The sequence below is a fragment of the Gordonia sp. CPCC 206044 genome, from assembly GCF_048537895.1.
In the GTDB taxonomy this organism is placed as follows: domain Bacteria; phylum Actinomycetota; class Actinomycetes; order Mycobacteriales; family Mycobacteriaceae; genus Gordonia.
Window position 1 is genome coordinate 17,841 of the sequence record NZ_JBCLVL010000025.1, and the last position, 21,985, is coordinate 39,825.

Genomic DNA, 21,985 nt, shown 5'->3' on the forward strand with positions numbered 1-21,985 from the left:
CATGGCCAAACACATTCTGACCGGCGTCAACACCGAACAACGCAGCGCACGCATCATCGGGTTCGCATTCCTCATCGTCGTCGTCCTCGGACTCACCGCCTGGCGGGTGATGCCCGATGACGACAGCGCCGACGACGGGATCATCGATGTCACCTTCGTCACCGAATCGGTGGGCGCCGGCGTGGAGAAGGGCACCGAGGTGTGGCGACACGGGGTCAAGGTCGGATCCGTGTCATCGGTCGAAAGGCGCGGCGACGCCGAGTACGTCACAGTCGGTCTCGCCGGTCAAGACGTCACGGGCGTGACCGACGGCCTCTCGATCGCTTACGCCCCGGCCAATCTCTTCGGAATCACCCAGATCTCGCTGAAATCGTCGGACGGCGGCAACCCCCTACGTGACGGTACGACGATCGATCTCACCGGGTCGGCCGCCACGCGTGTCGAGGACGCCACCATGTCCACCCTGCTCGATGGACTCGGTCGCATCACCGATCGCGTACTCACGCCGAAACTCGCGGAGCTCGTGGACAAGGTGGCCCGCAACTCCAAGGAGTTCACCCCGATGATGCAGATGCTCGTCGGGGTCGCCGCGACGGTGTGGCAGACGCAGCGAATGCCGTTGTCCCCCATCATCCAAGGCTTCGGTGACGGCCTCAAGGGATTACCTCCCACGCTGACCGGGGTGCTCAACCTGCTCGATGTGGTCTATCGCCAGCCCTATCTCAAGTCACCGGAGAACCGGAAGAAGTTCGACGCCACCACGGGCATGCTCGCCAACGGCGTCATCCCCGGGGTCGCAGGCATGTTGCGCGAGATCCGGCCGTACTATCAGGACCTCGCGATGCTCCCACCGCCGGTGCTCGGAGCGCTCGCCCGCAGCGTCGGGTCGCCCGCGGTGACCGAGAGAAATCTCCGTGAGGTGCTCGACAGGGTGTCCGGCAGCTTCCGGAACTCGCCCGCCGGACCGGTCCTGAGGCTGGCCCTCGAGCTCGATGTGGCTGCCTCACCCGAGGGACAGGGCCCGGGCCGGTGAAGTCCACCATGGGGTTGCTGCTACGTCTCGGCGCGTTCGCGGTGGTGATGGTCCTGGTGCTTTTCGCGGTGTTGCGGACCATCGAGCGGCCGGTCGAGAACGCCGACCGCGAGTACCGAGCGCTGTTCACCGACGTGAGTGGACTCTATGCCGGTGACGACGTGCGCGAGTTCGGTGTCGCGATCGGCAAGGTGACCGATGTGTCATTGAGCGGCACACAGGCGAAGGTGACCTTCGACGTCGCGCGCGACCGGCCCCTTGGTGCCGGGACGACGCTGGCCATCCACTACCAGAACCTCACGGGCCAGCGGTATCTCGACATTCGTCCCCCCGCACGCCCCGGGCCGCCCCTTCCCGAGAGCGCCACGCTGGGCACCGCACAGACCACCCCCTCCTTCGACATCACCACACTGTTCAACGGACTTCAGCCGGTGCTGGCCGAGATGTCACCTGCCGAGGTCAACAAGTTCTCCGGCAGTCTCCTCGCGGTGGTCCAGGGCGACGGCAACGGGATCGGACCCGCACTCGACGCGATCGGCGAGTTGAGCAAGTACACGAGCGACCGGCAACGGGTGATCGGGGCGCTCGTCGGAAATCTACGCGAGATCTCCGATCACATCGGTGGACGGTCGGGCAACCTGACCACACTGCTCACCCAGCTCACCGAGCTGTTCGTCGCCCTCCAGCAGAAGCTCCCCGGTCTCATCTCGTTTGCGAACGAGATTCCGCCCGTGCTCGATCCACTCGACGACATGATGGAGCAGATCGGTCTGACCGGCGATCCCAACCAACCTCTGGACAAGCTGATCACTCGCGCGTTCCCCGACCCGAAGCGCTCGATCGAGACGCTGAACCGACTACCTGGGCTGCTGCAGTCGCTGTCGTCGATGGTTCCGGATGCGGGAAAGTTCAGCTGCCGCAACGGGGCGGCGCAGACAGATCCTCAGGTACAGGTGCTGTTGCAGGCGGAAAGGATCACGATATGCCGAGCCGGCTGACCGCACTCGTACGACGACCGTGGCGTGCCGACGCCCTGAACAGATCCGAGTTCCGTTGGGGACTGGTCGGATTCGCCGTTCTCGTCGTGATCGCCCTGGCCGTCGGGCTGGCCTCGGTGATCAAGGTCGACTCCGCGACGTACACAGCGGAGGTCACCGATGCCGGATTCCTCAAGACCGGCGACGAGGTACGCATCGCCGGGATCAAGGTCGGCACCGTCACCGATCTCACCTTGCACCCCGATCATGTGTCGATGCGCTTCACCGTCGACGATTCGGTGCCCATCGGTTCGGATTCGTCGCTGTCGGTGCGGATGCTGACCGTCGTCGGCGGTTACTACGTCGCAGTGCTCCCGGCAGGCGCGAAGCCGCTCGGGAACGCCCCGATACCGTCGTCGAGAGTGCAACTGCCGTACTCTCTTCCATCACTCTTCCAGGAGGCCGTGGAGCCGATCGGTGGGATCAACGGCACCACCATGCGCCGCTCGCTCGCCGAGCTACGCAAGGCCAGCAGCGGCAGCCCCGACGCGATCCGACAGGCAGTCGGCGCGGTGGGCTCCGTCGTCGACATCCTCGATCAGCAGAACCGGGACGTCTCCAAGACGATGGCCGTCGCCGACGAGTACGTCCACACCCTCGAAACGACAAAATCGGTTCTACGCCAGTTCATCACGTCGTCGAACATTCTCGAGGACCTCGCCGAGCAATCGCTCACCCAGGTGGGCAAGGCCCTGAGCACCGTCGCAACGATCCTCGCCAGACTGACGCCGGTCACCAAGCATTGGCGGAGCACATTTCTCCCGATGGCCCGGTCACTGTCCGACTCCATCCCGCCGCTGACCCAGCTGCAGGGCCGACTGTCGGAGCTGCTCGGTGCGGTCAACGGGCTCGGCAGAACGTTGCGCCCCCTCGGCGGCGACGTCCCGAGAATCTGTCTTCCGACAAAGGACCGGCCATGCTGAGTGTCAGACGATTCCTGTTGTCACGCAGCACCATCACGACCATCGTGGTGATCCTGATCGCGGCCGTGGCGGTGAGCGGCTACCGGTTCACCGTGTCGGGTTCGGGTGTGCGTTCCTACTGCGCACTGATGCCCGACAGTATCGGCCTCTACGTGAACAATCAGGTGACCGTGCTCGGCATGCCGATCGGCAAGGTCACCTCGATCACGCCCGAGGGAACCCGCACCCGGGTCGACTTCGAGATCGACGCCAACCGCCGGCTTCCCACCGACGTGGGAGCGACGACCCTGTCGCGCACCCTGATGGCCGACCGTGAGCTCTCGTTGGTCGGCAACGAGCCTGCGGCAGGCTCGCCCTCGTGGGATGCCGGGAAGTGCATCACCAAGTCCGTGACACCGAAATCCATCAGCAAGACACTCGCCGCCTTCTCCAAGCTGTCCGACGAACTGAACGGCTACCCACAGGCAAAGGACCTGTCGCGGGCACTGACACAGTTGGACAACGCGACCAGCGGCACCGGTGATGACATCAACCGGATCATCCTGGGTCTCGGGCGCGCACTGAACTCCCCCGACGCCGCGATCGGACATCTGGGCGACATCCTCACCGACCTGTCTGCGTTGAGCGAGAGCGTCGCAGGCGGATGGGCGGACATCAAGAGCCTGCTCACGCGATTTCCACCGACGATCACGCGGGTCAACCAGGCCATCATCGGACCATCGGTCGACATCATCGCGAGACTGCGGCAGGTGATGCCCATGTTCAACGACATCACGACGATGTTCGGGGGCCGACTCCTCCGCAGTCTGGATGCGAATCAGAATCTGCCGCAGATGCTCTCCGCTCAGATCGGTTCCCTCGGTGAGGCCATCGACATGATCCCGGTGTTCACCGGTGCCTTCCGCCGCATCGCGGACCCGCGGACCGGCGGGCTCGCATTGACCTATTCCGCTCCCGCCGTTCCCCTTCCGGCAGGCGTCGGGTCGCAGGTGTGCCGGGCACTCGGCAAGAGCGGACCGGACTGCGGTCGGCAGACCTCGTTGTCCTCACTCGTGCCCGCCATCCTCGGATCGGAGGAACCATGACAGTGATACGCCGGGTGACCACCCCGATCCGGTGGGCACACAGGGCAATCGCGCTCGGGGCGGCCACGATCGCAGCGTGTGCGGCGCTCTCAGGATGCGGTTCCGACCTCTCCGACATCCCGACCGGCAACTCCGGCGGCGCCCACTATCTGATCCACATCCAGTTCGCGAACGTGCTGAACCTGCCGAGCGGAGCAGAGATCCTCTCCGATGGCACCAGAGTCGGCACGCTACGCTCGGTCCACATCGCCGACGCCGGTTATGTCGTGGCCACCGCTGCGATCGACGACGGTGTCCGGTTGTCGTCGGACACCCGGGCCACGCTCGTCCAGGCCGCGCCACTGGCGGACGTCCGCGTCGCCCTCACGTCACCGGATACGGACTCTCAGGGCCAGAACACACTTCGGCAGGGCGACACCATCCCCCTGGCCCACACCGAACAGGCCCCGCAGATCGAAGACACCCTGGCACAGCTCGCAACCTCGGTCGGACAGGGGACGTTGAGCAATGTCATGACCACCATCAGGCGGATCAACAGGGCGTTCCCGGACGACCCACGCGTGACGCAGAAGATCTTCGATGTCGTCGGAGCGGATCTGAAAGACCTCGCAGCCCATCAGGATTCGCTGAGTGCCATGCTCGACGGACTGACAGCCACCACCGACGGCATCATCGACCACAGCGGCACCATCGACCCCTTGTTGACGCCGGAAGGCGCTCAGCACACCACCGACGCCATGTCGTCGACGCTGTCCATCATGTTCATGATGACAAATCTCGGTCAGATCGCCCCGCCCGCACAGTGGGTGGGACCGATGGTGCAGTCGATGGACGCCGCGGCACGCGCGGTGGTCCCGGTACTGTTCGCCGGCAACCCCATCGACACCAGTCGGCCGTCCAACGCCCGCCGCCTCGTGGATCTGCTCGACGACAAGATCATCCCCTTCGCCGCCACCGGCCCCAAGGTCGACATCGCCAGGGTCGACGTCACCGGGGTCGGACCGCCGCTGCGGCTCCCGACCGCCGAACGCCGCAACCAGGTCATCGGAGTCCTGCGCATGATCGGGATGATCCGATGAAGCCGAGTTCGTTCTTCTCCCTTGCCGCGATCCTCGCCGTACTCATCGGATCGACCTTCTACCTCTGTGTGGGCGTACTGGGCATGAACCCCACGCGCACCGAGCACACCGCCACCATCGTCCTGCCGGATTCTGCCGGACTCGCGGTCGATTCCCCCGTCTTGCTGACGGGGTCCGCGATCGGCGAGGTCACCGATATCACGCCCGACCGCGCCGGGGCCAAGGCGACCATCCGCTACCACGACGATTTCCGCATACCGACCTCCAGCAGATTGTCGGTGGAAACCCTTTCCGCACTGGGCGAACCGTATCTCGAGTTCACCCCGACCTCGTCGAACGGCCCGTATCTGCGCAACGGCGACGTGATCCGGACGAGCCGCGCGGACGCGCCGACGTCGATCGCGGAGACCGCCACCAAGGCATCGGATCTCCTGCGACAGCTGGACCCCGACGTGATCTCGAGCCTGGTGGACACGTTCAGTACCGCGCTCGACAACACCGATCCGGTCATCGGCCCGCTCGGCCGATCCACCAACCTGCTGGCGGTCACCGTGCTGTCTCGGCTTCCGGAGACCGCACAGCTGCTCGACGCCATCCAGACGATGGGCGGCGACCTCGCCTGGCTCGGACCGGCCTTGCACGACGGCGGCCCGGCCTGGAACTCGGTCGGCGGCACCGTCATCGGCGGCCTCGACAGCGAGATGGCGAAGCTGGCCGAGACCCGTCCGCCGTCGACCTACACCACGGGCGACGGGATCGTCCCGTTCCTCGGCCACCTGAAGTCCACTCTGCTGAAGTTCGGTCCGGACATGAAACAGCTTGCGCCCGTGCTCCAACCGGTGACGGCGTCGGCCGCCTCACAACTCGGTCGGCTCGACATCGGGGCCCTGACCGGTCAGGCATTGGACATGGTCGGCGCCGACCATGCTCTCCGGATTCATGTCGATGTTTCACAGCCCGCAAGAAAGCCCGCAGGAAAGTGAGGGAATGATGAGTTCGACACTCGACGAGGTACAGCACACCGCGCACCCGAAGTCCGATGAACCGGTGAACGCCGAGGCGGGAGAAGCCGATCGGGGGCCCGGGCCCAGCAGAGGACGCCAACTGTCGGTCTCGCTGTCGACCGCGGTCACGTCGCTCGTCGTGATCGCCCTCATCGCCGCGGTCGTCGTGCTCGCCATCCTGTACGGCGGCTCGCGGTCACAACTGTCCGCCGACCAAACCGCTGCCGCCGACCGAGCGCACGCCGAACGCACGGCCACCAACTACGCGGTGGGAGCCGCGACAACCGATTACAAGGATCTCGACGCCTGGTTCGATCGGTTGCGCGCCAACACGACACAGCAACTGTCCACCAAGTTCGACGCCACCAAGGCACAGCTCCAGCAGATCCTGGTCCCGCTCAACTGGGATTCCAAGGCCACCCCTGTCGCATCGGTGGTCTCGTCCGAGAACGGTGGCGTCTACAAGGTCAATGCCTTCGTGAATGTCGCGTCCACCAGCAAGCAGGCCCCCGACGGCGTCACCACCACGGTCACCTACACCATCACCCTCGACAAGAACGCCGGTTGGAAGATCACCGATGTCGGCGGCCTCGACGGCATCATGCCGAAGTGATCACCAGGCCGACGCACCACCCGACGTGCGCCGAAAGACCGAAATGTCCACCGCCGCGAGCACACACGTAGACTCCTGGATCGACAGCCGCCGGGGCGCGTGCGCCCCCTTCGCACTAGGAGACAGATGAGCGACTCGTTGACATCCCTGCTGGACACCGACCGCGCCGCCGTGGTCGCAGATCTCGTCGAGGTGATCGACACCGAGGTGTCGGGGCAGAAGGGTCTGGGCGGCGCAGCCGTCAAGACTGCCTATGCCGCGGCACAGAAGGTCAAACCCAATGTCGTGTCGTCGGCGACCGACATGATGCTGCCGGATTTCCTGACCGCGCTCACCCCGCTGTGGGACTCGCGCCCGGCCGGAGTTTCCTTCGGTGATCATCTCGCCGCTCATTCCGACGAGGCGAGCGAGGCGCTGCTGACCGTCACCGACGATCAGGCGGCGACCGCCCACCCTGCGCTCGCCAAGGTCTACAACTCGCTTCGCGGGAAGGCCAAGGGCTACGTGGGCGCGGCGCTGCCCCGTGTCGGCGCCGTGATCGAGAAACACGCAGGCTGACTCACACCGACTGTTGCCACAACTGACGCGCGCGCCGTCTGCCGAGTTCTCCTCGACGGGCGGCGCGTTGCCGTCAGGCGGCGGAGGTTGCGATCAGCAGTAGGCTGACGAAGACCGCAGCGAGTGCGGCGAGCATCGACAGAACCCGCCACACGCGCACACGCGCCGGAGTGCCATCGGTACCTTGTGAAGACGAGGCGACCTGGGGTGCGGCCATGATCTCCCACTTTCGGTTGTCCGGGTCAACGCTGACCGGGTAGGGCGGCGGTCCCCGGCTTTGTTACTGCAGTGATAAATGTGTCACATGTTGCGATGGAATCCGGGCCGCCGCGACCGCGTGTCGTGGTCACGAACTGGCAACACCGCTCGCCGAGGGGAATCATGACACATCACTCGCCGTTGCGATCGACGGCCCCGCGTACGATCGCCGGACTCGACCTCCGATCGGCATGGTTGATCCTCGTGGCCTGCGCGGCCCTGAGCATGGTCGTCGCGGCGATGGCCGCCCTCAACACGGCACTCACCGACATTGCGATCGATATCGGCACCACGTCGAACGAGATGACCTGGATCGTCGACGGCTACACACTCGCTCTCGCCGCGCTGCTGCTACCGGCGGGCGCGATCGGTGATCGCTTCGGCCGGCGCGGCATCCTCCTCGTGGGATTGGCCGTGTTCGCGATCGCATCCCTGGTCACCGTGTGGATCAGCGACCCGACCGAGCTGATCATCGCCCGCATCGTGGCGGGTGCCGGCGCCGCGTTGATCATGCCCGCGACACTGTCGCTGATCACCGCAGGCGTACCGGCCGACAAACGTGCCATCGGAGTGAGCATCTGGGCCGCCGTCGCCGGTGCCGGTGCCATCGCGGGACTCCTGCTCACCGGCGTCTTGCTGGAGTTCTTCTCGTGGCGTTCGGTGTTCGTCACCTTCGCCGCATCGGCCGCACTCGTCCTGATCCTGTCGGTCACCATCGGCACGTCGCGCGACCGCGATCCCGGCGCTTTCGACGTCGCCGGTTCCGCGACGTCCATGCTCGCGGTGACCGGTCTCGTCCTCGGCCTCCTCGAGGCACCCCACCGCGGGTGGGCCGACCCACTGGTGCTCGGCTGCCTCGTCGGCGGCGCGGTCCTCCTGGTCGTGTTCTGCGTGCTCGAACGACGCCGGACCTCACCGCTTCTCGACATCACGATGTTCGCCAACCGCGCATTCGGCGCCGGGGCGCTCTCGGTCACCATGCAGTTCTTCGCATCCTTCGGGACCTTCTACCTGATGCTCCAACACTTCCAACTGGTGTTCGGGTACTCACCGCTGCAGTCCGCGATCGCCATCGGACCGTTGATCGGTGGAGTCGGTTTCTTCGCCCTGTTCGGCAACTGGGTGGCGGTGCGCTACGACTCCCTGCGCTTCGTCCTCGGCGGCGGCATCATGATCGCCGGCCTCGGCATCCTGCTACTCGGCGTCATCGACTACGAGACCTATTGGGGTCTCGTCTGGATTCTCGGCATCTGCGCAGTGGGCATCGGTCTCAACACCGCACCGTCGACCACCGCGATCATGGCGAACACACCGATCGACAACCAAGGGGTCGGTTCGGCCGTCAACGACACCGCCCGTGAGCTCGGCGCGGCCATCGGTATCGCACTGGCGGGCAGCATCATGGCCGCCGGATACTCCACCCAGATCGCCCCGGTCGCCGACTCTGCGCGCGAACAGCTCACCGCCGCAGGCCAACAGCGGATCGCCGCCGGCGATCCGGTGAGCGGACAGGCTCTCACGACGCAGGCCGACACCGTCGCCGATCACATCGGCCGATCTCTCGCCGAGGCGACCGCCGTGGCGGACCGAATCGCTGATCAGGCGCCGTCACTGGCCGCGCAGATCACCCGCGGGGCACAAGAAGCCTTCATCGGTCCCATGAGCCACGCGTACATCGTGCTCGGCTCGGTCCTGATCGCATCGGGCCTCGTGCTGCTCTGGTACGCACCGCGCCGCGTCGCCGCGATGTCGCTCGACGGCGGCCCGTCCGGTCACCCCGACACCGACACCGACACCGACACCGACGACACATTGCCCGCGGCGTCGGACGAACACGCCCCGCCGGGCTGACCGCGTCGGCCAGGCCATGATCTCCGCGGACACCGCAGCCGGCAGCACCATTGCGGTCATCGTTCTCGTCGCCGTCATCGTCGCGACCGTCGGCGCGCGACGAGTACCTGCGGCCGTCGTCGCGGTACCCGCGGCAGTGCTACTCGTGGCACTCGGCCTCACGAGCGTCACCGCGGCCGTCGACGAGATCCGCTTCATGGCCCCCACCATCGGGTTCCTTGCCGCGATGCTCGTGATCGCCGAGATCTGCGCTCGCAGCGGCGTCTTCGAGTGGGTGGGCGCTGTCCTCGCGCGGTGGAGCCGGTCGTCCCCGCGTCGACTGCTCGGTGTCGTGTTCGTGGTCGCGGCACTGGTCACGGCGGTCCTGTCCATCGACACCACCATCGTCCTGCTGACACCGGTCGCCATCGCCACCGCTCGCCGGGTCGGGGCTCGTGTGGCCCCGGTCGGCTACGCGAGCAACCATCTGGCGAACACGGCCTCGCTGTTGTTACCCGTCTCCAACCTGACCAATCTGCTCGCCTTCAGCGCCTCGGGTCTCACCTTCCTCGGTTTCACCGCCACCATGGCACTGCCCTGGGCAGCAGCGATCGCCGTGGAGTACTTGATCTTTCGCTGGTTCTTCGCGGATGCGTTGACGGTTCGGGCCCCCGTCGACCGAAACGAGCAACCTGCCGCCCGAGATGCCGTACACGCCCCGCGTGGCGTGCTCGCGTGTCTGGCCGCACTGCTGGCCGCCTTCGTCGTCGCCGAACCGCTGGGGGTACCGCTAGCGGTTGTCGCTGCGATCGGCGCGATCGTGATGACGGTGCCGCGTCTCCTGCACCGACCTGCAACAGTGCTCGTCGAAACCGTACGCGCCGTGAACATCCCGTTCCTGGCGTTCGTCGCCGCCCTCGGTGTCATCATCTTGCCGGTCCGGGATGGATCACTCGGCGAGTTCGTCGCCGATCTCGTGCCGTCCGGAACAGGTCTGCCCGCGTTGCTGGCGGTGGCCGCACTTGCCGCGCTTCTCGCCAACCTGCTCAACAACCTGCCGGCCACACTCTTGCTCGTGCCGCTCGTCGCTCATCAGCCCGCGCTCGTGCTCGCGGTACTCGTCGGGGTCAACATCGGCCCCAATCTGGCCTACTTCGGGTCGTTGGCGAACCTGTTGTGGCGCGACGTGATGCATCGGCAGGCCGTCCCGGCCCCGCCACGCCGTTACCTCGTGCTCGGTGCACTCACCGTGCCTCCGACGCTGATCGTCGCGGTCCTGATGCTGTGGCTGGTCCTACAGGTCGGGTGATGACCAGATCGCAGAAGAAATCCGCGTCAGCCGCGGATTTCTTCTGCGGATCGTCCTCAGGCCGGCGCCGGCTCGCCCGATGTCGCCGCCGCGGCCCCCTTGGCCCACTTGTAATCTGCTTTGCCGGCGGGCGTGCGCTTGACCTCGTCGACGTAGACGACGGTCCGCGGGACCTTGTAGCCTGCCAACGTCTCTCGGCAGTGCACCTGGATCTCGTCCAGTGACGGCTCCGACGCGCCCTCGGCGAGCGCCACGACCGCGGCGACCCGCTGGCCGTAGCGCTCGTCGGGAACCGGCACGACGAGCGCGTCGGCGATCGCGGGGTGCGAATGCAGCGCCGCCTCGACCTCTTCGGCGTACACCTTCTCGCCGCCGGTGTTGATGCACTGCGACCCACGGCCGAGGAAGACGATCGACCCATCGGCCTCGATCGTCCCCATGTCGCCGAGGATCGAGATGCGGGTACCGTCGGCCAGCACCGGGAACGTCTTGGCCGACTTCTCCGGATCCTTGTAGTAGCCCAGCGGGACGTTCCCGATGCGGGCGATGTAGCCGACCTCTCCCGAACCCGCCTCGATCTTGTTGTGACGTTCGTCGACGACCATCATCCGGTCGGTCGGTGGCACCTTGAGGTTGCCGTTCTCGTCCATCATGATCTCGCCGTCGTTACCCGACTCCGACGCACCGAAGTTGTCGCGCAATACCAACTCCGGCTTGACACCCAGGAAGCGGTCGCGAGAGTGCTGCGACCAGATCGCACCGCCGGAGGTGACCGAGAACAGCGATGTGAGGTCGACCTCGCCCTTACGACGCTCGAACTCCTCCACCAGCGGCATCCCCATGGCATCGCCGACGATCAAGATGATGTTCACCTGGTCCGACTCCACCGACGACACGATCTTGCCGGGGTCGAAATCGCGTTGGATGACCAACCGGCCGCCGAGTGTGAAGAACGTGAACAGCGAGTACGAGGCGGCGCCGTGCATCAGCGGAGCGGCCAGGAGGAAGGCGATCGATCCGAAATCCTTGACCGCAGCTCCGATCTCGGCCAGGTCCTTACGGGCTTCGCCGTACGGATTACCACCGGAGAGCGGCTTGCGGAAGAAGTCGTCGTGCTGCCACATGACGCCCTTCGGGTATCCGGTGGTGCCGCCGGTGTAGAGGAGGTACAGCTCCTCGCCGGTGCGAGGCTCGAAGTCCCGCTGGTCCGGCCGGGACTCGTGGTCTGCGAACGACACGATCTCCACAGTGCGACCGTCCGGCAGGGACGCCGCCGCGTTGCGCAGCTCGTCGTCGACCTCGCCGATCACGAAAACCGTGCGGACGGTGGGTGTCTCGGGCAGCAGCTTGGCCACGCTGCGCTGATGCTCGGGCAGCTCGACGATGATGCCGCGGGAGTCGGAGTTGTCGAAGATGTACTGCAACTCGGCATTGGTGTAGCGGTAGTTCACGTTGACCGGCACCGCGCGGATCTTCAACAGTCCCAAGAGACTGGTGACATGTTCGACACTGTTCTTGAGGAACAGCGACACATTGTCGTCGGCACCGATACCGGCGCCGGCGAGCATGTGGGCGACCTGATTGGCGAGCCGATCGAGTTCGGCATAACTGATCTGCCGGCCCTCATAGCTCAGCGCAATGCGCTCGGGTACCGAATCCGCGACGGTCTCGAACACGTCGGCCAGATTGAACTTCATCTTTCTTACTCCCTCTTGCTGAGCTCGCTGTATCAGGAACGTGTCAGAACCAGGCCGCTGGTGGGGACGCCGGTCCCCGCGGTGACCACGATCTTGTCGGCGTCCTCGACCTGATTGACCGAGTCGCCGCGAATCTGCCGGACGGCCTCGGCGATACCGTTCATCCCGTGGATGTAGGCCTCTCCGAGCTGTCCGCCATGGGTGTTCAGCGGAAGCTGTCCCCCGACTTCCAGTGCACCGGGTTGGCGCACAAAATCTTTCGCTTCTCCCCTACCGCAGAATCCGAGCTCTTCGAGCTGCATCAGGGTGTACGGGGTGAAGTGGTCGTACAGAATCGCCATATCCATGTCCGATGGGTGCAGACCCGACTGCTTCCACAGCTGCCTGCCGACCAGTCCCATCTCCGGCAGTCCGGCGAGGTCGTCGCGGTAGTAGCTCGACATGATGAACTGGTCATCGGCACTGCCCGCAGCCGCGGCCGCGATGACGGCCGGGGTATGGGCGAGATCGCGCGCCTTCTCCGCCGAGACCACCACGATGGCCACGCCGCCGTCGGATTCCTGGCAGCAGTCGAGCAGATGGAGTGGCTCGGCGATGTAGCGCGATGCCTGGTGATCGTCGAGAGTGATCGGCTTACCGTAGAAGAAGGCGTTCGGATTCACTGCCGCATGTTTGCGGTCGACCACCGCGATTCGCCCGAAATCCTCACTGGTGGCGCCATAGTCGTGCATGTAGCGCTGCGCGACCATGGCGACGAACGCCGCCGGGGTGGACAATCCGTGCGGATAGCTGAAGGCGTTGTCGGTGCCCGAGGAGTTCTCCTGGTTCGCCACCGCACTGTTGACCTGACCGAAGCGCAGACCCGACCGTTCGTTGAACGCGCGGTAGGCGACGACGACATCGGCAACACCGGTGGCCACGGCCATCGCCGCCTGCTGAACCGTTGCACACGCGGCGCCACCGCCGTAGTGGATACGCGAGAAGTACGTCATCTCCTTGATCCCGACGGCGCGCGCCACCGCGATCTCGGCATTGGTGTCCATCGTGAACGTGACGAGGCCGTCGACGTCGGCGGGCGTCAGCCCGGCATCGGCGATCGCCGACGACACCGCTTCGGCGGCAAGGCGCAACTCGCTGCGTCCCGAGTCCTTGGAGAACTCGGTCGCACCGATTCCTGCGATCGCAGCTTTCCCGGACAGGCCACCCATCAGTTCTCCCCGATCGTCAGCGTCACCGTCGAGATGACGTGTTTGCCCAGCGAATTGGTCCCGGTGACCGAGACCGTGACGATGCCGGCGGAGATGTCGGTGACCTCCCCGGTGAAGGTCACCGAGTCGTAGGCGTACCACGGCACACCGAGTTTCAGGTTGATCGACCGGATTCGGGCGCTCGGTCCGGCCCAGTCGGTGACATAGCGCTCCACCAGTCCCGTGTCGGTGAGGATGTTGACGAAGATGTCCTTGGAACCCTTGGCCTGGGCGAGGTCCCGGTCGTGATGCACATCCTGGAAGTCACGCGTGGCCAGCGCCGTCGCGACCACGAACGTCGGGCTGGCATCGATGGTCAGCGCCGGCAAGGTGTCGGCCACCCGAACCGGTTGTGGTGCAAGGCTGGTCACTTCTTCCCCTCCTCGAGTGGCTGCCACGCGTACAGGGTCCATGCGTCGGTCCCGGCATCACCGTCGGCCGGGAAATCCAGGAAGGTGACCTCGACGGGCAATCCGATCCGCACCTGCTCGGGCGCGATGCCACGTAGTTCGCCCAGCATCCGGACTCCTTCGTCAAGTTCGACGAGTGCGACGACGAACGGCAGTCCACGTCCGGGCACCTTGGGCGCATGGTGGACGACGTAACTGAACACCTTCCCACGCCCCGAAGCGACAACGTAATCCGTCTGCGGCACAACACCGTCGTCGCTCCGCGGCTTCCACGTCGCCGGAATCGGCGGGTGACGCAACGAGCCGTCGGCGACCTGCTGGACCCGCAGTTCGTGGGCGGCGACACCCTCCCAGAAGAAGGCGGTGTCACGCGAGACGCTCGGTGTCAGCATCCGGGTGGGATCGAGATCATCGGGCACCGATGTGTCCTGCGAAGCACCGGCATCCGGTTCGGCGTCCTTGGCAGGCGGGCGGAACTTGAGGATGCGGAAGTTCATCTCGGCGACGACCTCGTCGTCGACCGACCACACGTTGCGGGTGGTGAAGAACCACCCCTCACCGAGTGCGGTGTTCTTGGGTCCGACGACGTCGACCAGCTCGGCCGACAGCGAGACCTGCTCGCCCGGACGGGTGTAGCGGTGATAGACGGTGTCGCAGTTGGTCGCGACCACGGACGTGAAACCTGCCTCGTCGAACAGTTCGGTGGCGCGACCGAGCGGATCGTCCGAGGTGCGCTGCCCGTGTAGACCGCGCATCGTCCAGACCTGTGCCATCGCCGGGGGCGCGACGATTCCGGGGTGACCGGCCGCGCGCGCCGCCGATTCGTCGACGTAGATGGGATTCTCGTCCCCCATGGCCTCGACCCAGTTGTGGATCATCGGCTGATTGATCGGATCGCGCCCGATGACCGGCGCACTGGGCCCGTCGGCTTTGATGGCGTCGGCGGCGGCGAGGATCTGGTCGGTCGTGCTCATCGATCGTCTCCGGTTCGCGGGTGGGCGTGGGTGGTCTCGATACGCCGCTCGCCCAGCGACTCGCCACTACTCGACCGGCGGTAAAGGCGTGTCGCGACGGCGGTCTCGATACGCCGCTCGCCCAGCGGCTCGCCACTACTCGACCGGCGGTGAGGGCGCAGCGTGGTCGTGGTCATCGCTTGGCCCTCGGCAATCCCAGTCCGGCGGTGCCGATCATGTCGCGCATGACCTCGTTGACGCCTCCCCCGAAGGTGATCACCACGTTGCGCTTCTGCTGTACGTCCAGCCATTCGACGAGCTCCGCGGTCGACGGATCGGTGAGATCGCCATAGCGACCGACGATCTCGTTGATCAGACGGCACACGTGTTGGAGCCGCTCGGTGGCGAACACCTTGGTGGCCGCGGCGTCGGCCATCGAGATCGATTCCCCGGTCGATGCGACCTGCCAGTTGAGCAATTCGTTGATCCGCGCGTAGACCTCGATCTCGGCGAGGGCGCGACGGACATCGGCATGTTTCGCGATCACCGAGCCGTCGGGTCCCGACTGCTGCGCCCAGTCGCGGATGCGCGCCGCCAGACCGTCGATGCGACCGGCCGGTCCGAGCATCACGCGCTCGTGGTTCAGCTGGGTGGTGATGAGCTTCCAGCCGTCTCCCTCCGCACCGACCCGCATGGAGACCGGCACGCGGACGTCGTTGTAGTACGTCGCGTTCACGTGGTGGGCACCGTCGGCGGTGATGATCGGTGTCCAACTGAATCCGGGATCGGTGGTGTCGACGATGAGGATCGAGATGCCCTTGTGCTTGGGGGCGTCCTTGTCGGTCCGCACGGCCAACCAGATGTAGTCGGCGTCGTGCCCGCCGGTGGTGAAGATCTTCTGACCGTTGACCACATAGTGGTCTCCGTCCAGCACCGCCGTGGTCGTCAGCGACGCCAGGTCGGTCCCGGCCTCGGGTTCGGTGTAGCCGATGGCGAAATGCACCTCGCCCGCGAGGATGTCGGGCAGGAACTTCCGTTTGAGTTCCGCGCTGCCGTGTTGCTGCAGGGTCGGCCCGACGGTCTGCAGTGTCACCGATGGGAGTGGCACATCCGCGCGCACTGCCTCGTTGGTGAAGATCTGCTGTTCGATCTCACCGAACCCCTTGCCGCCGTATTCTTTCGGCCACCCGACGCCGAGCCAACCGTCCTTGCCCATCTGCCGGATCACCCGGCGGTAGGTCTCGCCGTGACGTTCGGTGAGCATCACCTCGGCATCGGCGGGACCGATCAGGTCGGCGAAGTACGCACGCAGCTCGGCCCGCAAAGCCTTCTGCTCGTCCGTCAGATCAATGAACATGTGCTGCCTGCGCTTTCGGATCGAGCCGCGCATCGGAATCGTCGGCGACCTCGTCGAGGCGCGCATCGGCACCTCCGACGAGTCGCGCGAGATCCTTGGCGATGGAGAAGTACCGGTGCAGCGGATAGGTGACGTCGACGCCGATACCACCGTGCAGATGGGTCATCGTGCGCAGCGTCGCCGGGACCTCGGCGGCGAGCCAGTACGCGGCGATCCCGAGATCCTGTGTGGCGTCCAGTCCCTCGGACATCCGCCAGGCAGCCGCGGTGGACGCCAGATCCATCGATCGACCGATGACGTAGATGTCCGCGAGTTGCTGTCCTACCGCCTGGAAAAGCGCAATCGGCTTGCCGAACTGCTCGCGGTTGGTGACATGGTCGGCGGTCAGTCGGGTGGCACCGGCGACCAATCCGTCGGCGTACGCGCTCAGGACGAGCCGGTAGTGGTCGCGCAGCGACGCGGCATCCGCGCCGAGTACATCGGCCTCGTCGATCGCGACGTCGTCGAACCGGACCGTGTACTCGCCCCACCCGCTCGAAGCCGTGGTGCGGGTGATGGTGATCCCCGGGCTGTCGGTCGCCACGATCGCGGCGCCACCGTCGGTGCCGACCAGCAGTGCAGCCGAGCCCTCGGCGTGCAGCACGCCGGTCTTGACGCCGTTGATCCGTCCGCCGGCGAGAGTCGTCCGCGGTGTCGCGGTCAACGGGTCGCCGACCTCGCCGATGGCGACCGCGTGCCAGGCTCCGCCGCTGCAGGTGCGCGCCCAGCGCGTCCGGGTTGCGGCGGGTGCGCCGCGCAGGGTCAGGGCCGATGCCAAGGTGCCCAATGCGGGCGTCACGGCCGCGGCCTCGCCCATGCTGCGGAGGAGGGGCAGCAGCCCCAACACGCCGATGTCGTCGCCGTCGACCTCCGCGGGCAGCGGCAGCGCGACGAGCCCGGCGTCGACCAGCGAGCGCCACAGCCCGTCGTCGAAGGCGCCTGTCGTGGCCTCCCCGAATCCCCGTTGCCCGAACTTGGTCTCCCACTGCGGTTGATGTCGTGCGAACACCTCCGCAGCGGCGTCACGGACGGCGACCGCCGTCTCGTCGAGGGCAAAGTCCACCCCACTGCCTCCTCGCAAGAAATTAGAACCTGTTCTAGTTGTATCAGACTGAGTGTGATCTGTATCCCTTATGCGCTCTCAACAGCCGATTCACGGCCGTCGACGTCGCGCCGGAAGGGCCGTCAACGAGGCAGACCGAGAATCCGTTCGGCCGCCGCCGTGCGAAGGATCTGCGTGGTGCCCCCGGCGATGGACAAGCATCGGTTCTGCAGGAAATTGTCCGAGGCGCCGCCCGCCGCGAGACCGTCGACACCGAGCAGATCGAGCGCGAACTCCGGCACGGCCTGCCGATGGCGAACCCCGATCAGTTTGCGCACGCTCGACAACGCGCCCGGATCGTGCCCGGCCAGACGCTGCGACACCGCCCGCGCATCGATGACCCGCCCCACCTGAGCCTCGGCCACCAGCGCACCGAGACCGGCCAGTTCAGCGGGCTCCAACTCTCGGGACCGTACATCGATCTGCTGCAGCAACGACTCCATCTCCTTGCCGAGCCCCGAGCCACCCATGGCAACCCGCTCGTTGGCCAACGTGGTCCGGGCCAGTCGCCACCCGCCGTTGACCTGTCCGACAACGCAGTCGTCGGGCACGAACACCCCGTCGAGGAACACCTCGTTGAAGTTCGCGCGGCCGGTCAACTCCCGCAACGGACGGATGTCGATGCCGGGAGCCGACATGTCGATCAGGAAGTAGGTGATCCCCTTGTGTTTGGGAGCGTCAGGATCGGTTCGGGCGAGGCAGACACCCCAGGTCGCATTGTGCGCCTGCGATGTCCAGATCTTCTGCCCCCGCAGTTGCCACCCACCGTCGACCTTGGTGGCCTTGGTGCGCAGTGCCGCCAGGTCCGAACCCGCCTCGGGCTCACTGAAGAGCTGGCACCACACGATCTCGCCGGCCAGGGTCGGCAGGACGAAACGCTCGCGCTGCTCGTCGGTTCCGTGTTCGAGAATGGTCGGTATCGCCCACGCGCCGATCACCAGATCCGGCCGGACCACCCCGGCACGCTCGAACTCGGAATCGATGAGCAACTGCAGGGCGGGTTCGGCGGCCAGACCGTAGGGCACCGGCCAATGCGGCATGAGGTAACCGGATTCGGCCATCACCCGCCGACGACGATCGGGATCGGCAGCGGCGATGTCGGCGACCGCGGCGCGGACCTGCCCGCGACGATCCTCCACACCGGACAAGTCGATCTCGAGGTGCCTGCGCGCGCCGTCGAGACCGAGCTGCCCGAGCTCGCGCCGCGCCGCCGCACCCTGCACCAAGACCGAACGCGCGGTCGTCGCGGCCCGCAGATACAGATGTGCGTCGTGCTCGAAGGTGAATCCGATGCCGCCGAGAACCTGCACGCAGTCCTTGGCGTTGGCCACCGCGGCATCGGCGACCACGATGTCGGCGGTGAGCCGACAGATGACCAGTTGTTCGGCAGCATGCTCGGGATCGTCGCCGCGACACACGTCGTCGACGGCCCGGGCCAGGTCCCAGGCCACCGCGGTGAGTTCCTCGCTGCGGCAGAGCATGTCCGCACAGATGTGTTTGACGGCCTGGAACGACCCGATGGCCGCGCCGAATTGGGTGCGCACCTTGGCGTAATCGACGGCGGTGTCGAGCGCCCACCGCGCGACGCCGCTCTGGTAGGCGGCCAATACCGCCGACAGCACGCCCGAGGGCAGGTCGTCGTCGGCTAGCTCGATCACCGCCGTGGTGTCGATCTCGCGGATCCGTACCTGCGACACCGACTCGGTCCCACTGATCACGCCCTGCGGGATGGCGTCCACCGCGCCCACACCGGGTGGCACCAACCACCAGCGCCTGCGATCGGCACCGACCTCGATCGGGACGAGGAACGCCCCGCCCGCCACGTGACCGGAAACCAAGCCGAGATCGAGGTCGCCGTCGCGCAGTTCGCAGGCACCTCCCGCGTAGGCGAACGCCGGGGTCGCCACCGCGGCCTCCCCGGCCACCAGTCGCTCGAGTAGTTCGTCGGCACGGTCATCGGTGCTGCGTGACAGGGCGAGTGCGGCCGTGACGGTCGGGCCGATCGGCCCCGGCACCAGACTCCGGCCGCACTGCTCGACCATGGCGGCGACATCGAGGAACGTGGCCCCCAGCCCACCCCGACCCTCTGGGAGCGCGGCACCGAAGAGCCCGAATTCGGCGAGCTGCGCCCATAGGCCTGCCCATTGGTCGCGCGGTTTGTCGATGTCCGCCCGGACGAGTTCGGTGGCCTCGACACCCTGCGCCCAGGCGTCGATCGCGTCGCAGACGGCCTTCTGTTCGGTTGACGTGGCAATGGTCACGCAGCATTCCCCTAAAGTCTTGGGTTCCACACAGAACTAGAACTTGTTCTAAATATGCCACGGGCACCCTGGGTGCCGGTAGGCGCACACCGTTATCCACCTCGCGGTCGCCATGCGCCGCCACCCGCGCCCGATCGTGGCATGGGCCAATCCCCCGGTCGGACGTGGTAACAATCACTTCAGTTCCGAGTATGTCAAGTTGTGACGGACAATTAGAACCTGTTCTAATATGGCGAAGAGGTTGCCGCCCGGCGGCTTCGGATCCACCCCGACACGTGAGGATGTCAACGAGCACATGGCACGTTCTGCACCCGCCAACGCCTCGGCCGACTCGTCGACGGCAGGCGCCTCGACGACCGGCTCCTCGACCGCGGGCCCCGCGACGTCTGCCACCGAAACCGGCTCGTCGGCACAGCGCGAGCGACGCCGGCGCATCCTCGACGCGACACTGGCCCTCGCATCGAAGGGCGGTTACGACGCCGTCCAGATGCGCACGGTCGCCGACAAAGCCGACGTCGCGGTCGGCACGCTCTACCGCTACTTCCCGTCGAAGGTCCACTTGCTCGTGACCGCGCTGGCGCGAGAGTTCGAACGGGTCGAGTCCCGGGTGGACCGGTCGCAACTGCGCGGCGACAACGCCATCGAACGTCTCCGCCACGTCCTCGACATGATCACCTACGCAATGCAGCGTGACCCTCTGCTGACCGAGGCGATGACCCGTGCCTTCATGTTCGCCGATGCGTCGGCGACAGCAGAAGTGGATCAGGTCGCAGGCATCATCGATCGACTCCTCGCCGGCGCGATGGTCGGCGACGGCGACCCGACCGACGAAGACCTCGCCATCGCGCGCGTGCTCTCCGACGTCTGGATGTCGAATCTGGTGCAGTGGCTGACCCGACGCGCCTCGGCGACCGATGTCACCAATCGACTCGAACTGACCGTGCGCCTGCTCCTGAGAGATCGCGCGGAGCGCTGACCAGACAACCCGGATCAGACAAACGACGGTGCCGTGCGGACATGACGTCCGCACGGCACCGTCGTCTGGCCTGCCGCCGCGGCGATCAGCCCATCAACCACACCGGCACGCCGGTCGCCGGATGCTCGGGCAGACCCACCAGGGAGCCGACTTCGGCGGCCAACGTTGTCGCGGTCGGGTCCCCGTCGGCGAACACGACGAACGAGACCCCCGGATCATCGAGTCCGGACCACAAGCGGTCTCCGCACGGAAACGCCGATGGTTCCCGTACGAGCATGGATCGCCCCGTGCCCCAGGTCGCGAAGAACCAACCGTCTCCGTCCTCGATGACATCTCCCAACAGGGCACGTCCCAGCAGATCATGCGCCCTGACCAAATCGGAGGCGGTGACACCGATGACCGACGGCGCCAACGGTTGCCTACCCGGCGACGGGAAGCCCGCCGGACTGCTCGTCAAGTCTGTGTCGGCGACCATCGCCTCGTCATCGGCGCGGGCGACCTGCACGAGCGTCCCGATACCGGAATCGCGCGGATGGACGAAAGTGTCCATCCAGATCTCCCGGGCCCGCGAGTCCCCGAAGGTGCCGAACCCGAGCCGGGTCAGGTCTCGAACCGCTTCGTCGAGGTCGGGAACCTTGAACGTCAGATGATGTGCAGAGGGCCCACGGCGCTGCAGGAAACGGTCCAGGAAGCCATCCGGGCGCCCGGGTGAGATGAACTCCAGACGCAGTCCGTCACCGAATGCCAATTGATAGGGCGCATATCCTCCGGGCGACCCACCGTAGGCCCATCGGCCACCGAGCTCGGATACGAACCGCGGGTACGCGTCCCGCCAACTGCGCACGCCCACCGCCAGGTGATCGAGAGTCGGCCATCGCACGTTCGCCACGTGGGGTTCCGACACCGGTTGCGGGTCGCGAATCGATCCGGATGTCAGGGTCATCGCGTCATCCTCTCGCTCGGCGGTGTACAACACATCCGTCCGTCCAGATGTATCAACTGTTGGACTATCGGTAGATACTACCGCATCATTCCGCACATGGGCTGGCCTGCCCGAGACATCCTTTCGCGGCCGACCACCTCGATGCAGGCCCGTCGCCGCACCCGGCCTCGCGCAAACGCGGAACACCCACGAAAAACAGTGTGTAGCACGGTATTTGTCAACCTGTCTGAGACAGGTCGGTTATTTGGGTTCTCGGTTTTCTGGTTGGTTT

20 protein-coding genes are annotated in these 21,985 nt (G+C 66.1%); 11 read left to right on the forward strand and 9 right to left on the reverse strand.

The features are described 5' to 3' along the window. The first annotated feature begins 1 nt into the window (after window position 1). The 8 genes from AAFP35_RS25395 (at window position 2) to AAFP35_RS25430 (ending at window position 7,332) form a co-directional block, all read left to right on the forward strand. Complete coding sequence (locus AAFP35_RS25395; RefSeq protein WP_419224463.1) at window positions 2–1,033, forward strand: MlaD family protein; 1,032 nt, start codon at window positions 2–4, stop codon at window positions 1,031–1,033. Next, complete coding sequence (locus AAFP35_RS25400) at window positions 1,030–2,031, forward strand: MlaD family protein (RefSeq protein WP_419224464.1); 1,002 nt, start codon at window positions 1,030–1,032, stop codon at window positions 2,029–2,031. The genes AAFP35_RS25395 and AAFP35_RS25400 overlap by 4 nt, the downstream gene beginning before the upstream one ends. After that, complete coding sequence (locus AAFP35_RS25405) at window positions 2,016–2,993, forward strand: MlaD family protein (RefSeq protein WP_419224465.1); 978 nt, start codon at window positions 2,016–2,018, stop codon at window positions 2,991–2,993. Before AAFP35_RS25400 ends, AAFP35_RS25405 begins: the two co-directional genes overlap by 16 nt. Continuing rightward, window positions 2,987–4,078 carry an MlaD family protein gene (locus AAFP35_RS25410; RefSeq protein ID WP_419224466.1) on the forward strand — a complete coding sequence of 364 codons (1,092 nt, stop codon included), beginning with the start codon at window positions 2,987–2,989 and terminating at the stop codon, window positions 4,076–4,078. The genes AAFP35_RS25405 and AAFP35_RS25410 overlap by 7 nt, the downstream gene beginning before the upstream one ends. Next, window positions 4,075–5,157 carry an MlaD family protein gene (locus tag AAFP35_RS25415; protein WP_419224467.1) on the forward strand — a complete coding sequence of 361 codons (1,083 nt, stop codon included), beginning with the start codon at window positions 4,075–4,077 and terminating at the stop codon, window positions 5,155–5,157. The genes AAFP35_RS25410 and AAFP35_RS25415 overlap by 4 nt, the downstream gene beginning before the upstream one ends. Continuing rightward, window positions 5,154–6,140 carry an MlaD family protein gene (locus tag AAFP35_RS25420; RefSeq protein WP_419224468.1) on the forward strand — a complete coding sequence of 329 codons (987 nt, stop codon included), beginning with the start codon at window positions 5,154–5,156 and terminating at the stop codon, window positions 6,138–6,140. Before AAFP35_RS25415 ends, AAFP35_RS25420 begins: the two co-directional genes overlap by 4 nt. Before the next feature lie 7 nt (window positions 6,141–6,147). Next, the gene (locus AAFP35_RS25425; RefSeq protein ID WP_419224469.1) at window positions 6,148–6,774 is read left to right on the forward strand and encodes a hypothetical protein; all 627 of its coding nucleotides are present in this window, start codon (window positions 6,148–6,150) and stop codon (window positions 6,772–6,774) included. Between the two features lie 126 nt (window positions 6,775–6,900). Further along, window positions 6,901–7,332: a DUF6918 family protein gene (locus tag AAFP35_RS25430; RefSeq protein ID WP_419224470.1), complete on the forward strand. Its 432-nt coding sequence runs from the start codon at window positions 6,901–6,903 to the stop codon at window positions 7,330–7,332. Between the two features lie 73 nt (window positions 7,333–7,405). Here AAFP35_RS25430 and AAFP35_RS25435 read toward each other — a convergent pair whose 3' ends face one another. Then, window positions 7,406–7,549 carry a hypothetical protein gene (locus AAFP35_RS25435; RefSeq protein ID WP_419224471.1) on the reverse strand — a complete coding sequence of 48 codons (144 nt, stop codon included), beginning with the start codon at window positions 7,547–7,549 and terminating at the stop codon, window positions 7,406–7,408. Window positions 7,550–7,713: 164 nt separating this feature from the next. Here AAFP35_RS25435 and AAFP35_RS25440 point away from each other — a divergent pair, with 164 nt between their 5' ends. Beyond that, window positions 7,714–9,441 (forward strand): MFS transporter, encoded by a 1,728-nt coding sequence (locus tag AAFP35_RS25440; RefSeq protein WP_419224472.1) that lies wholly within the window; start codon window positions 7,714–7,716, stop codon window positions 9,439–9,441. A 16-nt stretch (window positions 9,442–9,457) separates the two neighbouring features. Continuing rightward, a complete protein-coding gene (locus AAFP35_RS25445) occupies window positions 9,458–10,729 on the forward strand; it encodes an SLC13 family permease (RefSeq protein WP_419224473.1) in 1,272 nt (423 codons plus the stop codon). Window positions 10,730–10,785: 56 nt separating this feature from the next. Here the strand turns inward: AAFP35_RS25445 and AAFP35_RS25450 are convergent, their stop codons facing one another. The 7 genes from AAFP35_RS25450 to AAFP35_RS25480 form a co-directional block, all read right to left on the reverse strand. Then, window positions 10,786–12,426, reverse strand: a complete 1,641-nt coding sequence (locus AAFP35_RS25450; protein WP_419224474.1) for an AMP-binding protein — start codon at window positions 12,424–12,426, stop codon at window positions 10,786–10,788. A 32-nt stretch (window positions 12,427–12,458) separates the two neighbouring features. Further along, window positions 12,459–13,634: a lipid-transfer protein gene (locus AAFP35_RS25455; protein WP_419224475.1), complete on the reverse strand. Its 1,176-nt coding sequence runs from the start codon at window positions 13,632–13,634 to the stop codon at window positions 12,459–12,461. Beyond that, window positions 13,634–14,044 carry a MaoC family dehydratase gene (locus tag AAFP35_RS25460; RefSeq protein WP_419224476.1) on the reverse strand — a complete coding sequence of 137 codons (411 nt, stop codon included), beginning with the start codon at window positions 14,042–14,044 and terminating at the stop codon, window positions 13,634–13,636. The genes AAFP35_RS25455 and AAFP35_RS25460 overlap by 1 nt, the downstream gene beginning before the upstream one ends. Next, a complete protein-coding gene (locus tag AAFP35_RS25465) occupies window positions 14,041–15,057 on the reverse strand; it encodes a bifunctional MaoC family dehydratase N-terminal/OB-fold nucleic acid binding domain-containing protein (protein WP_419224477.1) in 1,017 nt (338 codons plus the stop codon). Before AAFP35_RS25465 ends, AAFP35_RS25460 begins: the two co-directional genes overlap by 4 nt. Window positions 15,058–15,229: 172 nt before the next feature. Continuing rightward, on the reverse strand, window positions 15,230–16,393 hold the full coding sequence (locus tag AAFP35_RS25470) for an acyl-CoA dehydrogenase family protein (RefSeq protein WP_419224478.1): 1,164 nt from the start codon (window positions 16,391–16,393) through the stop codon (window positions 15,230–15,232). Next, window positions 16,383–17,495, reverse strand: a complete 1,113-nt coding sequence (locus AAFP35_RS25475) for an acyl-CoA dehydrogenase family protein (RefSeq protein WP_419224479.1) — start codon at window positions 17,493–17,495, stop codon at window positions 16,383–16,385. Before AAFP35_RS25475 ends, AAFP35_RS25470 begins: the two co-directional genes overlap by 11 nt. A gap of 122 nt (window positions 17,496–17,617) precedes the next feature. Continuing rightward, window positions 17,618–19,795: an acyl-CoA dehydrogenase family protein gene (locus tag AAFP35_RS25480; RefSeq protein WP_419224480.1), complete on the reverse strand. Its 2,178-nt coding sequence runs from the start codon at window positions 19,793–19,795 to the stop codon at window positions 17,618–17,620. A 295-nt stretch (window positions 19,796–20,090) separates the two neighbouring features. Between AAFP35_RS25480 and kstR the strand changes: the two genes are divergently transcribed. After that, the gene (gene kstR / locus AAFP35_RS25485; protein WP_419224481.1) at window positions 20,091–20,771 is read left to right on the forward strand and encodes a cholesterol catabolism transcriptional regulator KstR; all 681 of its coding nucleotides are present in this window, start codon (window positions 20,091–20,093) and stop codon (window positions 20,769–20,771) included. Between the two features lie 85 nt (window positions 20,772–20,856). On the opposite strand, the gene AAFP35_RS25490 is transcribed toward kstR, so the two are convergent. After that, window positions 20,857–21,714: a VOC family protein gene (locus AAFP35_RS25490; protein ID WP_419224482.1), complete on the reverse strand. Its 858-nt coding sequence runs from the start codon at window positions 21,712–21,714 to the stop codon at window positions 20,857–20,859. Between the last annotated feature and the right edge of the window lie 271 nt (window positions 21,715–21,985).

Coding starts and splice junctions, on each gene's coding strand:
- AAFP35_RS25415 (WP_419224467.1), top strand. CDS start 4,075: ATGACAGTGATACGCCGGGTGACCACCCCGATCCGGTGGGCACACAGG.
- AAFP35_RS25420 (WP_419224468.1), top strand. CDS start 5,154: ATGAAGCCGAGTTCGTTCTTCTCCCTTGCCGCGATCCTCGCCGTACTC.
- kstR (WP_419224481.1), top strand. CDS start 20,091: ATGGCACGTTCTGCACCCGCCAACGCCTCGGCCGACTCGTCGACGGCA.
- AAFP35_RS25410 (WP_419224466.1), top strand. CDS start 2,987: ATGCTGAGTGTCAGACGATTCCTGTTGTCACGCAGCACCATCACGACC.
- AAFP35_RS25405 (WP_419224465.1), top strand. CDS start 2,016: ATGCCGAGCCGGCTGACCGCACTCGTACGACGACCGTGGCGTGCCGAC.
- AAFP35_RS25450 (WP_419224474.1), bottom strand. CDS start 12,426: ATGAAGTTCAATCTGGCCGACGTGTTCGAGACCGTCGCGGATTCGGTA.
- AAFP35_RS25430 (WP_419224470.1), top strand. CDS start 6,901: ATGAGCGACTCGTTGACATCCCTGCTGGACACCGACCGCGCCGCCGTG.
- AAFP35_RS25440 (WP_419224472.1), top strand. CDS start 7,714: ATGACACATCACTCGCCGTTGCGATCGACGGCCCCGCGTACGATCGCC.
- AAFP35_RS25425 (WP_419224469.1), top strand. CDS start 6,148: ATGAGTTCGACACTCGACGAGGTACAGCACACCGCGCACCCGAAGTCC.
- AAFP35_RS25445 (WP_419224473.1), top strand. CDS start 9,458: ATGATCTCCGCGGACACCGCAGCCGGCAGCACCATTGCGGTCATCGTT.
- AAFP35_RS25435 (WP_419224471.1), bottom strand. CDS start 7,549: ATGGCCGCACCCCAGGTCGCCTCGTCTTCACAAGGTACCGATGGCACT.
- AAFP35_RS25490 (WP_419224482.1), bottom strand. CDS start 21,714: ATGACCCTGACATCCGGATCGATTCGCGACCCGCAACCGGTGTCGGAA.
- AAFP35_RS25470 (WP_419224478.1), bottom strand. CDS start 16,393: ATGTTCATTGATCTGACGGACGAGCAGAAGGCTTTGCGGGCCGAGCTG.
- AAFP35_RS25455 (WP_419224475.1), bottom strand. CDS start 13,634: ATGGGTGGCCTGTCCGGGAAAGCTGCGATCGCAGGAATCGGTGCGACC.
- AAFP35_RS25395 (WP_419224463.1), top strand. CDS start 2: ATGGCCAAACACATTCTGACCGGCGTCAACACCGAACAACGCAGCGCA.
- AAFP35_RS25465 (WP_419224477.1), bottom strand. CDS start 15,057: ATGAGCACGACCGACCAGATCCTCGCCGCCGCCGACGCCATCAAAGCC.